The organism is Raoultella sp. T31, assembly GCF_002806725.1.
GTDB classification, from domain to species: Bacteria; Pseudomonadota; Gammaproteobacteria; order Enterobacterales; family Enterobacteriaceae; genus Klebsiella; species Klebsiella electrica.
The window spans coordinates 1-9,856 of sequence record NZ_PIBO01000071.1 but is presented as its reverse complement, the minus strand read 5'-3'; the positions used below and the strand labels follow the sequence as shown (position 1 = coordinate 9,856).

At 53.3% G+C, this 9,856-nt stretch carries 11 protein-coding genes, 1 tRNA gene and 1 pseudogene; 5 read left to right on the top strand and 8 right to left on the bottom strand.

Going from position 1 to position 9,856, the window contains the following annotated elements:
• Positions 1–167: pseudogene (locus tag CWM52_RS25625) on the top strand (formate dehydrogenase cytochrome b556 subunit); the annotation flags it as partial.
• A gap of 219 nt (positions 168–386) precedes the next feature.
• Here the strand turns inward: CWM52_RS25625 and CWM52_RS25620 are convergent.
• Positions 387–463 (bottom strand) — tRNA-Asp (locus CWM52_RS25620).
• Positions 464–595: 132 nt separating this feature from the next.
• A complete protein-coding gene (gene dnaQ / locus CWM52_RS25615; RefSeq protein WP_047665456.1) occupies positions 596–1,327 on the bottom strand; it encodes a DNA polymerase III subunit epsilon in 732 nt (243 codons plus the stop codon).
• On the opposite strand from dnaQ, the gene rnhA reads away from it, so the two are divergent.
• Complete coding sequence (gene rnhA / locus CWM52_RS25610; RefSeq protein ID WP_160702257.1) at positions 1,281–1,859, top strand: ribonuclease HI; 579 nt, start codon at positions 1,281–1,283, stop codon at positions 1,857–1,859. The two genes, dnaQ and rnhA, sit on opposite strands and share 47 nt — an antisense overlap.
• Here rnhA and CWM52_RS25605 read toward each other — a convergent pair.
• The gene (locus CWM52_RS25605; protein ID WP_100686629.1) at positions 1,856–2,563 is read right to left on the bottom strand and encodes a class I SAM-dependent methyltransferase; all 708 of its coding nucleotides are present in this window, start codon (positions 2,561–2,563) and stop codon (positions 1,856–1,858) included. The genes rnhA and CWM52_RS25605 overlap by 4 nt on opposite strands.
• A gap of 33 nt (positions 2,564–2,596) precedes the next feature.
• On the opposite strand from CWM52_RS25605, the gene gloB reads away from it, so the two are divergent.
• The gene (gene gloB, locus CWM52_RS25600) at positions 2,597–3,352 is read left to right on the top strand and encodes a hydroxyacylglutathione hydrolase (RefSeq protein WP_100686628.1); all 756 of its coding nucleotides are present in this window, start codon (positions 2,597–2,599) and stop codon (positions 3,350–3,352) included.
• 71 nt (positions 3,353–3,423) lie between these two features.
• Positions 3,424–4,791, top strand: coding sequence for a murein transglycosylase D (mltD, locus tag CWM52_RS25595; RefSeq protein WP_100686627.1), 1,368 nt, complete (start codon positions 3,424–3,426; stop codon positions 4,789–4,791).
• A 63-nt stretch (positions 4,792–4,854) separates the two neighbouring features.
• Here mltD and CWM52_RS25590 read toward each other — a convergent pair whose 3' ends face one another.
• From CWM52_RS25590 to CWM52_RS25580, 3 genes are all read right to left on the bottom strand, one after another.
• Positions 4,855–5,625 (bottom strand): class I SAM-dependent methyltransferase, encoded by a 771-nt coding sequence (locus CWM52_RS25590; RefSeq protein WP_100686626.1) that lies wholly within the window; start codon positions 5,623–5,625, stop codon positions 4,855–4,857.
• An 84-nt stretch (positions 5,626–5,709) separates the two neighbouring features.
• Positions 5,710–6,507 carry an endonuclease/exonuclease/phosphatase family protein gene (locus CWM52_RS25585; protein WP_100686630.1) on the bottom strand — a complete coding sequence of 266 codons (798 nt, stop codon included), beginning with the start codon at positions 6,505–6,507 and terminating at the stop codon, positions 5,710–5,712.
• Between the two features lie 103 nt (positions 6,508–6,610).
• Positions 6,611–7,798: an MFS transporter gene (locus CWM52_RS25580; RefSeq protein WP_100686625.1), complete on the bottom strand. Its 1,188-nt coding sequence runs from the start codon at positions 7,796–7,798 to the stop codon at positions 6,611–6,613.
• Positions 7,799–7,902: 104 nt separating this feature from the next.
• On the opposite strand from CWM52_RS25580, the gene yafC reads away from it, so the two are divergent.
• Positions 7,903–8,805, top strand: coding sequence for a DNA-binding transcriptional regulator YafC (yafC, locus tag CWM52_RS25575; RefSeq protein ID WP_100686624.1), 903 nt, complete (start codon positions 7,903–7,905; stop codon positions 8,803–8,805).
• 34 nt (positions 8,806–8,839) lie between these two features.
• Here yafC and dkgB read toward each other — a convergent pair whose 3' ends face one another.
• On the bottom strand, positions 8,840–9,643 hold the full coding sequence (gene dkgB, locus CWM52_RS25570) for a 2,5-didehydrogluconate reductase DkgB (RefSeq protein ID WP_100686623.1): 804 nt from the start codon (positions 9,641–9,643) through the stop codon (positions 8,840–8,842).
• 29 nt (positions 9,644–9,672) lie between these two features.
• Positions 9,673–9,856 (bottom strand): hypothetical protein (locus tag CWM52_RS26580; protein ID WP_206057739.1); only part of this gene is annotated, 184 nt, incomplete at its 5' end.

Below are 9,856 nucleotides of genomic sequence, written 5' to 3'. Positions count from 1 at the left end.
TTGCCCTGATTGTGGTTATTATGGTGCATATTTACGCCGCCCTGTGGGTGAAAGGTACCATTACCGCGATGGTGGAGGGCTGGGTGACCAAAACCTGGGCGAAGAAACATCACCCGCGTTGGTATCGCGAAGTGAAAGAGAAACAGCCTTCGACCAGCAAAGATTGATAAAGTCAGTACGAGAGCTTTTCTGACTGACGGGTGTCAGCGTAGTGACCGCGCGTAACAGAAACAGCGATGCTGTTACGCGCTATTTTACCTGGCGATGACCTGGGCGCAGATATCAATAAAATGGGTCATCATCGCGCAAGTCAGGCGGCAATGGCGGGCAGTAAAATGCAGATGTGAAAAAAGGCCCACGTTAATGAATAACATGGGCCTGAATAGTGGCGGAACGGACGGGACTCGAACCCGCGACCCCCTGCGTGACAGGCAGGTATTCTAACCGACTGAACTACCGCTCCACTTACTGTTCCCTTGGGAACGAGGCGAATATTACGGATTCCCCATAACGCCGTCAACGCTTTTTCTTCAGTTTTGAATCGTTTGCTGTAAAAATCGCCCGCCAGGTGATTTTTACAGCATATCCCGATGGTTCAGGCGCGCCACAGGCAGCTTCCGCCCTTCTTTTGCACCAGATCGAGTCGGGATTCGTGGCTCACTATCTCTTCATCAGTCGCATAAACCACGCGTAATTTGCTGGCTGCACGAACAACCCGCTGTATTCCCATTTCTCCGGCCTGCTGTTGCCCCTCACCTTCCATTGAAAATGCCATCGTCGTCTGACCACCGGTCATCATCAGATAAACATCGGCCAGAATCTGGGCATCGAGTAATGCCCCGTGCAGCGTTCGCTTACTGTTGTCTATTTCATAACGCGAGCACAGCGCATCCAGGCTATTACGCTTGCCGGGGAACATTTTCCGCGCCAGCGCGAGGCTATCGGTGACTTTGCAGAAGGTATTGGTTTTCGCAATGCCGCGATTCAGCTTGCTGAATTCATAATCCATAAAGCCGATATCAAACGAGGCATTATGAATGACCAGCTCCGCGCCGCGGATATAGTCCATAAACTCGTCGGCCACATCCGCAAACACCGGTTTATCCATCAGGAATTCATCGGCGATCCCGTGAACGCCGAAGGCTTCCGGGTCCACCAGCCGGTCCGGTTTCAGATAAACATGGAAGTTGTTCCCGGTGAGGCGGCGGTTTATCACCTCTACCGCACCGATCTCAATGATCTTATGTCCTTCGTAGTGCGCACCGATCTGGTTCATACCGGTGGTTTCAGTATCGAGAACAATCTGTCGTGTAATTGCAGTGCTCATATCAGCCATTTATGTCAGACTTGCCGTTTATCTATCGATTTCAATTACAGGAAGTCTACCAGAGATGCTTAAACAGGTAGAAATTTTCACCGATGGTTCATGCCTGGGCAATCCCGGGCCCGGTGGTTATGGGGCGATTTTACGCTATCGCGGAAAAGAAAAAATCTTTAGTCAGGGCTATCACCTCACCACCAATAACCGGATGGAGATGATGGCGGCAATCGTCGCCCTCGAAGCGCTGAAAGAGCAGTGCGAAGTGATCCTCAGCACCGACAGCCAGTATGTGCGCCAGGGGATCACCCAGTGGATCCATAACTGGAAAAAACGCGGCTGGAAAACCGCTGACAAAAAACCGGTCAAAAACGTCGATCTCTGGCAGCGCCTGGATGCGGCGCTCGGCCAGCATCAAATCAAATGGGAATGGGTCAAAGGCCACGCCGGCCACCCGGAAAATGAACGCTGCGATGAGCTGGCACGCGCGGCCGCCTCCAGCCCGACGCAGAGCGATACCGGCTACCAGCCAGAAAGCTAACTCTGTCGCGTGGCGCCAACCGTCTGACGCAGCTGCGTTTTGGCTTTTCCTGATTTCATCGGATTTAGCGTCAGCGGAATCGTCCGCTTCCGGGCAACAATCAGCTGCAAACAGCCCAGCGCCGGCAGATGAGCGCTGAGCAGTTTGCCGCCATGTCTGGACCACGGCAGCACCTGATAGCGACCATAATGCAGCACCTCAAAATTCAACAACGCCAGCCAGTCCAGCTGGCGCATCAGCGTAAACATCCGGCTGTTGTAGGGCGTCGTCTTACGCAATACCGGCACCAGCTTACGCAGGCCCATCAGGCTGACGGGGTTAAACCCGGTCAAAATCATCCAGCCGTCATCTATTAATACCCGGTCGGCTTCACGCAGCAAACGATGCGGATCGCCGCACCACGGCAAAGTATGCGCCAGCAGGCAAGCATCAACCGACTTTTCGGCAAAAGGAAGATGCAGCGGATCGGCTTTAACCTGCATCGGGTTGCCTTGCAAAGACACATTCACCTGATGGGAGATGGCACAGGCTTCGGTATTGATTTCCGCGCTCAGATTGCCAATTTTAAGCAAATGAAAGCCATATAATTTAGCCAGCCACGGTTTCATCTGCCGTTCCAGCGATTCACGATAGTATTCGCCCCAGGGCATACTGGACCAGTGCTCGGGCGCTGTGATTGACTGAGGTATCCTTGCCGGCTTCATCGCAACCTTCCGCTACGCTTTGAGAGGTAATTTATGAATCTTATCAGCATTCCCGCATTTCAGGACAACTACATCTGGGTTCTTAGTGAGGAGAACGGCCGTTGCCTTATCGTCGATCCCGGCGAAGCTGCACCGCTACTGGCCGCCATCGAAGCCAATCACTGGCAACCAGAAGCCATTTTACTGACCCACCACCACCACGATCATGTTGGCGGCGTAAAACAACTGCGTGATAAATTCCCGGCTCTTGTCGTTTACGGACCGGCAGAAACCCAGGATAAAGGCACCACTCACCTTGTGGCCGACGGCGATCGGGTGACGATTTTGGGTCACGAATTCTCTATTTTTTCTACGCCCGGTCACACTTTAGGACACATCTGTTTCTACAGCGAACCTTATCTTTTTTGTGGCGATACAATGTTTTCCGGCGGCTGCGGAAGGCTTTTCGAAGGAACAGCAGAGCAGATGTATCAATCATTTAGGAAAATAAACGCCCTTCCCGAGGATACCCTGATTTGTTGCGCACATGAGTATACTTTAGCAAATATGAAGTTTGCATTGAGTATCCTTCCTCATGACAGGGATATAAATGATTACTACCGTAAAGTTAATGAGTTACGTGCAAAAAAACAAATGACACTCCCCGTAACTCTGAAAAATGAGCGACGTATAAATATTTTTTTACGCACGGATGATAATGATTTAATTAAAGAAATATCCAAAGAAACAAATTTGCAACACTCTGCACAGAGATTTGCCTGGTTAAGGTCAAAGAAAGATGACTTCTGACATTTAATTCTTGTCATTCGCCGCCTTCACCGTTATTCTTGCTCGTCTTTTAAGCAACTATTGACACACACATGAAGGCACGAGCGATTTTACTCGCCTCTGTCTTGCTGGTGGGGTGCCAGTCGTCGAAAAACGATGGCAACGTCCAACAGCACGCACAGAGCCTTTCTGCAGCTGGTCAAGGGGAAGCAGGTAAGTTCACAAGTCAAGCGCGCTGGTTAGATGATGGAACCTTCTACGCGCAAGACCAGGATCTGTGGACTTCCATAGGCGACGAGCTAAAGATGGGAATACCGGAAAATCCCCGGATTCGCGAACAAAAACAGAAATATTTAAGTAATAAGAGCTATCTCCACGATGTAACTTTACGGGCAGAGCCGTATATGTACTGGATAGCCGGGCAAGTTAAGAAACGTAACATGCCAATGGAACTGGTATTACTACCCATAGTGGAGAGCGCTTTTGACCCGCACGCAACGTCTGGCGCCAATGCCGCAGGCATCTGGCAGATCATTCCGAGCACCGGGCGCAATTATGGTTTGAAACAGACCCGCAGCTACGATGCGCGTCGTGACGTCGTCGCCTCTACAACGGCGGCGCTGGATATGATGCAGCGTCTGAACAAGATGTTCGACGGCGACTGGTTGTTAACGGTCGCGGCGTACAACAGCGGCGAAGGCCGGGTGCTGAAGGCAATGAAAGCGAACCGTTCGCGTGGTAAATCCACCGATTTCTGGTCACTTCCATTACCGCGGGAAACCAAGGTGTATGTGCCGAAAATGCTGGCGTTGAGTGATATTCTCAAAAACAGCAAACGTTATGGCGTGAAGCTGCCGACGGCAGACGAAAGCCGTGCGCTGGCGCGTGTTCGCCTCGACAGTCCGGTTGAGATTAGCCAGCTCGCAGATATGGCAGGCATGCCCGTCGGCAAGTTGAAAACCTTCAACGCTGGCGTCAAGGGCTCAACCCTCGGCGCAAACGGGCCCAAGTATGTAATGGTGCCACAGAAGCACGCTGTTCAGCTGCGTGAATCACTGGCTTCTGGCGATATTGCCGCCGTGCAACCTACGCAGCTGGCGGACAACACGCCGTTGACCAGCCGTAGCTACCGGGTGCGTTCGGGCGATACGGTTTCCGGGATTGCATCGCGTCTTGGCGTATCGACGAAAGATCTGCAGCAGTGGAATAACCTGCGCGGGTCTGGGCTGAAAGTGGGTCAGAACCTGATTATTGGCGCCGGTAGCAGCGCCCAGCGTCTTGCCAACAACAGCGATAGCATTACCTATCGCGTGCGTAAAGGCGATTCGTTGTCGAGCATCGCCAAACGTCACGGCGTGAATACACGTGATGTGATGCGCTGGAATAGCGGTACTGATGACCTGAGGCCTGGCGATCAGCTGACGCTGTACGTGAAGAACAGCAGCAGACCAGACTCCTGATACATCTCTTAGTAGAAAAGGCACCGGATCCCGGTGCCTTTTTATTTTAAAGCGCTTGCTGTTTTAAAGCGCTTTATGCGCTTCAAACATAATCGTATCGCTGGTAAATGAGCCGTCCTGCTGCAAAGCGAAATAGGCTTTGACCTCTGCGGATGCGCTCTCCTGATATAAACGGATGGCCTCCACCAGCGGCGCGGGCGTGCGCATACGGGCTACCCATGAGGCAAATTCCAGCGGCAAACGGTCGGTCAACAGCTGATTGATGGCCAGCCCGGCCTCATTCGCTAACGCCAGCCATTCTCCGCTTGAGTAGTTACGTACATGAGACGTATCGCGCAGCGCTTCAACGGTTTGCAGCCAGATATCGCGCACGGGGTGTCCGGGCGACATCACATCCATAATCATCATCACTCCGCCCGGCTTCAGGACGCGCTTAACCTCACGCAGCGCCTGGCCGACATCATGCCAGTGATGGGCAGAATAGCGGCTTATCACCACATCAAAGCTGGCATCCGCAAACGGCAGCGATTCAGCATACCCCTGCTGAGTGGCAATATTCGACATGCCTTTATCGCGCGAGGCCTGGGCAACAACCTCCAGCATCTGACTGGATAAATCATACGCCGTAACCTGTGCCACCTGTCCCGCCGCCGCAAAGCTGGCATGTCCGGCGCCACACCCCATATCCAGAACATGTGCATGGGGAAAATCAGCCAGGCGTTCGGCAAGGCGCTGCAGATCGCGTCCGGATGCGTGAACGGCGCTGGTCAGGTAGGCGCTTGCCTGTGAGCCAAACTGTTTTTCGACGTTGTCATGATGAGAGCGTGTTGTCATTGTGTTGTCCTTTAGCGGTTTGAAGAATAAAGGCGGCACCATGCTTGCACAGGCCCGCCCCATGGCAGGCCTGACATACCTTTATTAATCAGGCTTGCCGGGACTGAATTCGACTAGTAGCGGGTTGTGGTCAGAGGCGCTCGTCACCAGTACGGAAGCATCGTGGACGCTTAACCCCCGATAGAACACAAAATCAAGCGGGCGACCAAACGCGCGGCGGCGCTGATCGTCAGGGAAACGAACTTCGCGCAGCGACATTTCTCGCGCAAAGTGATAGAGCGCATTCATACGTGAACGGCTCCAGGCATTGAAGTCACCGGCCATAATCACCGGTCCACTGTGATGGGCAATTTGATCGCCAATTGGCAGCAGCTGCTTGCTGTAGACATCAACACCGAGGCTGAAATTAACGGCGTGAATATTCACAACCATCAGTAAACGCGTATCCGGCAGCGGGTACACGGTCACTAATGCGGACTTTGCCAGCCGCAGAATCGGCTCACGCTCGCGCAGCGGGCAGCAGTATACCGGATGTGCCGAAGCCAGCGTCATGACGCCAGAGGGGTGCTGCGGCAAGACCAGGGCCGGGACCTGATCGGCGGCCAGGTAGTTAGTCGTCGCAAATCGGACCATTTCAGGGGTAGTTTGCGCTTCCTGTAACAGCACAAGGTGGGCATCTTTACCGAAGCTCTTGAGAACTGACTTCCACTCAGCGCGCTGCTGCTTAAAGATATTCCACACCAGGACACGGATCTTTTCATCTGTGCTTAATGGCACGCCGGCCGCAAATGCCTGGCTCACGCTTGCGAACGACCCCGGAGGCAAAATTCTCTCCGCGGGCTGTCCGGCGATGTAGCGCATAGCATAAGTATTCTTTCGCAATTTGGGCATCAAACCTCGATAACAGGAAACCAGCCTGACTGCGGCTGGTTCTTCTGTTATAGGGATTTTCACCGGTACTTTCAATGCAATTCGCGAGAAACCTTTATCCTTCGACATTCACCGTCTTTGCTGGTCGATACTTATCCAGACGACCGCTATGCACAGTCAGCAACAGCGCGACAAAGACAATGACAGCCCCTGTCCACGGCGTCTCGGCCAATCCATAGCGTTCCACCGTTTGCCCACCGATAACTGACCCCAACGCAATACCAACGTTGAACGCGGCGATATTCAGGCCGGAGGCCACGTCAACCGCACCCGGCGTGTACTGCTCGGCTTTTTGCACGACATAAACCTGCAGCCCCGGCACGTTACCGAAGGCAAAAATCCCCATTACCAGCACCGTTGCCAGCGCCGCATACTGGATGCTGGCGGTAAACTGGAATACCAGCAGCAGGGCGACCAACGCGGCAAAGATAAACTTCAGTGCCGCAACGGCCCCATGTTTATCGGCCAGTTTTCCGCCCCAGACATTGCCAACGGCGACCGAGATCCCATAGCCCAACAGAATCCAGCTCACCGTTGATGGGCTAAACCCGGCCAGCTCCTGCATCATGGGAGCCAGGAAAGTAAATGCGGTGAAGACGCCGCCATATCCCAATGCGGTAATAGCATAAATCATCAACAGGCGCGGGTGGGTGAGTACTTTTACTTGATCACGAAGACTAGCGCTGGCGCGGCCTGGGATGTTGTTCGGTACCAGAATCAGACTGCTCACCAGTGCAATGACGCCGAGGATCGAGACGGCGAGAAAGGTTTCTCGCCAGCCAAAATGCTGACCGATAAAGGTCCCGATTGGCACACCGGTCACCAGGGCGACCGTTAAGCCGCCAAACATAATGGCGATCGCCGAAGCGGCTTTCTCTTTCGGTACCAGACTCGTCGCGATGGTTGAGCCAATCGAGAAGAACACACCGTGCGCCAGCCCGGTCAGCAGACGCGCAAAGATCAGCGTCGCATAACCGGGAGCCTGCCAGGCCAACAGATTACCGGCGGTAAAGAGCACCATTAGCGCCAGAAGCAGCTGTTTACGCGGCATACGCCCGGTCAATGCGGTCAGTACCGGCGCCCCGATGGCAACCCCCAGTGCGTAGATCGAAACCAGCAGACCGGCAGAAGGCAACGAGATCGCCAGTTGTTCAGCAATCGCGGGGACTAGCCCCACAATCACAAATTCCGTGGTACCAATAGCAAAGGCACCGATCGTTAAGGCAAGTAGCGCCAGTGGCATAATTTACTCCGTATCATCAGGATTAAGATGACACGTAGTATGAAGCGGTGTTTAAATAACAAAAACCATCAAAATCTCAATAGAATTTTGCTACAGGTGCAATAATGAGAGCCACTTCAGAAGAGATAGCCATCTTTGTCGCTGTCGTCGAAAGCGGGAGCTTTAGTCGGGCGGCCGAACAGCTGGGGCAGGCTAATTCCGCCGTCAGCCGGGCGGTAAAAAAGCTGGAATCAAAACTTGGTGTCAGCCTGCTGAACCGTACGACCCGTCAGCTCAACCTGACCGAAGAGGGAGAGCGCTATTTTCGTCGCATGCAGGTCGTTCTGCAGGAAATGGCGGCGGCGGAGAATGAGCTTCTGGAGACACGAACGACGCCGAGGGGATTGTTGCGCGTTGATGCCGCCACGCCGGTGGTGCTGCATTTTCTGATGCCGCTGGTGAAACCTTTTCGCGAGCGTTATCCAGAAATGACCCTGTCCCTGGTGTCATCAGAAACCTTTATCAATCTGATTGAGCGTAAAGTCGACGTCGCGATCCGTGCCGGTACGTTAACGGATTCAAGCCTTCGCGCCCGGCCGCTTTTTAACAGCTACCGTAAAATTATCGCCTCCCCGGACTACCTCGCTCGCCGTGGTACGCCGAAAAATGTCGCTGACCTGAAAGATCACCTGTGCCTGGGCTTTACCGAGCCGGTCTCGTTGAATAGCTGGCCCGTCTCCTGCTGCGATGGTCAGTTGCTGGAAGTCAGCTGCGAGATATCCTCAAATAGTGGGGAAACCATAAAACAGCTGTGCCTTGCCGGTAACGGCATCGCCTGTTTATCGGATTATATGGTGAATCAGGAGATTGCGAGCGGGGAGTTTGTCGAGCTTCTTGCCGACAAGCGACTGCCGGTAGAGATGCCGTTTAGCGCCGTTTACTACAGCGACAGAGCGGTCAGCACCCGGATCAGGGCGTTTATTGATTTTCTCAGCGAGCATGTAAAACAGCTCCCGAAGGACCTGTAGAGGGTTAAATAAGGGCTACAGAGGGTTAATTATTTTAATCCCACTCAGGGGCAAGACCTTCCGGGCTAACCAGGCGATCGTTGCAATCCAGCGCGGCGATCGCTTTGCGATCCTCCTCATCTAGCTGCAGATCCTGAGCCTTCAAATTACTCGCCAGATTTTCGCGCTTCGTGGAAGACGGGATCACGGCGTAGCCTTCACCTATCGCCCAGGCCAGAATCACCTGTGCCGGCGTCGCATTGTGTTTCGCGGCAATACGGGCGATCACTTCATCTTTCAGCGCCTTACCATAAGCCAGCGTCATGTAAGAAGTAATATGGATACCGTGTTCCGCGGCCCACTCCACCACCTTGCGGTTTTGCAGGTATGGCGAGAGCTCAATCTGATTGGTGGCGATATTTTCAGCACCAACGGCGGCAATCGCACGTTCCATGAGCGGAATCGTAAAGTTAGAGATACCAATCTGGCGGGTCAGCCCCTGCTTTTTCGCGGCCAGAAGTGCAGGCATAAATGCTTCGACGGCAACGGCATCGTTCGGCGACGGCCAGTGGATCAACGTCAGATCGACATAATCTGTACGCAGCTTCTGCAGGCTCTCTTCAAGACTGGCGATAAGTTTTTCCGGACTCAGGTTCTCAATCCAGATTTTGGTGGTGATAAACAGCTCATCACGCGGCACACCGCTTTCTGCAATAGCCTGGCCGACAGCGGCCTCGTTATCATAAATCTGAGCGGTATCAATCGTACGGTAGCCCAGTTCCAGCGCCGTTTTTACCGATGCGATAACCACATCATCTTTCAGACGGAAGGTTCCAAGACCAAATGCAGGGATTGCCATAAAATTCCTCGTTTTTACTTAGTGTTAACTCATTGAGAATGATTATGGCTGAGGCGACGGAGGGGAAAAAGATCGATAAATGCAGAGGATTTTTGCTGAAACAGCAACAATAGTTCGACGGAAAAACAAAAAGCCCTGAGCAAATGCTCAGGGCTTTCAATAAGTGGCGGAACGGACGGGACTCGAACCCGCGACCCCCTGCGTGACAGGCAG